2 protein-coding genes are annotated in these 1,441 nt (G+C 63.8%); both read right to left on the bottom strand.

Annotated elements, in window-relative coordinates; genetic code table 11:
• A partial coding sequence (locus JCM12296_RS34785; RefSeq protein ID WP_218188451.1) for a hypothetical protein occupies positions 1-343 on the bottom strand: 343 nt, incomplete at its 3' end.
• A 19-nt stretch (positions 344-362) separates the two neighbouring features.
• A partial coding sequence (locus JCM12296_RS34790; RefSeq protein ID WP_218188452.1) for a baseplate J/gp47 family protein occupies positions 363-1,441 on the bottom strand: 1,079 nt, incomplete at its 5' end.

Below are 1,441 nucleotides of genomic sequence, written 5' to 3' on the forward strand. Positions count from 1 at the left end.
TTGAGGGTTCCCTTGCGCTGGCGCCAGGCCACCGCATGGGCACCTCGTCACGGCGGCCGGCGTCATCCGGCGAAACCATGCGCACGTCCAAAAGATCGGCGAAATAGGGCAGCAGCCAGGGCTGGCAAGCCTCGCCCGAGGAGGGATTGTCGGGGAAGGCGTCCGCCAGACGCTGATCAAGGGTCTGGCGGATCAGGTCGAGCAGATGGCCGCAGGCATCCAGAAAACGCGCCAGGTCGCCGCCATCATCGTCCGTTGTATTGTCCCGGGTGCGGTAGACCTCGGGCAAAAGCCCGTAAAGCTGTTTTCCCATGCGGGTGTTGAAAAGGTTGTCCGTGGCCATGCAAGGGCCCTCCCATACCTTAGGTTGAGAATTCTCTCAGGGTGAGCAAGGTTAGGTAGTGTTCATCAACCACCGCCTGAAGCAGCCGCAACCGATCATCCAACTGCTGCGCCGCATCAAGAGACTGCCGGCTGTCGCGCGCAAAGGCGGCCGGTCCGGCCGCCAGCAGGTCCTGCACCGAACGATCCTTGAGGGCAACGATGGCGGCGTCACCGATCTCGATGGATAGAATGAACCGGGCCTTGGCCTTGAACTCGGCCAGACGGGTCGCCGAAATTCCCGGTAGCGCATCATCCGCGAAGTCGGCCAGGTCGTCCAGGGTTCGGACGCCCCGGCTTCTCAGCATCTGACTGTAACGCGATCCCACGCCCTGGATCATCTGCACGGGGCGGCGTCCCACCAGAGGCCGGGTTGCTTCGACAGTTGTTCCGACAGACGCTTGCGATGTCGGGGTCGCGGACGTCGCCTGTACCGATGTACTGCCCTCGACATCGATGCGCAGCGTGCCCAGGACCAGAACCTGACGGTCCGTGGCCGCCTGACGGCGCAGGGTCTTGTCGCCGTTGACCACGGCCACCGAATGGCGAACGCCTTCGACCGCCTCGACGACGGCATAGACTTCACTCAAAAACAGGTCCTGTCCTAGCCCCCGTCGCTGCAAGGAAAAGGCTGCCTGCAGCGCATCGTCGACCGCCTGAACCACCGTTTCGGGGATGAACTGCTCGGCATCGACGGTGAGAAGCACCTCCAGGGAAAAAGTCACCTCTTCGTAGGGTAGAACGGCCACCTCGATCCCGGGAATCGCATGCGCCAACAAAAACCGGGTCAGGGTGTCGCCCAGGGTTCCAAGTTCGCCGCCGCCGGCCGGGACCACGACGACCTCGATCTTCTGGTTGCGTCCCAGGCCGGTGGGCCGTGAAAAGGCCTTGGCCTGCCAGACGCTACTCTGGCTCATGGCCAGGAAGGCGAAATCCGTCAGCGAGACGGCCCGTTCCAGGGTCAGGAGGGTGGCCGGGGCGTTCTCGCGCAACGAGGCCACCGTTTCCATGTCGTTTCCACCGGTGGCCGCCATGGGCTGGCGCATCGTGTCGACCAGCC

Source organism: Desulfosarcina cetonica JCM 12296 (assembly GCF_001311845.1).
GTDB lineage: Bacteria > Desulfobacterota > Desulfobacteria > Desulfobacterales > Desulfosarcinaceae > Desulfosarcina > Desulfosarcina cetonica.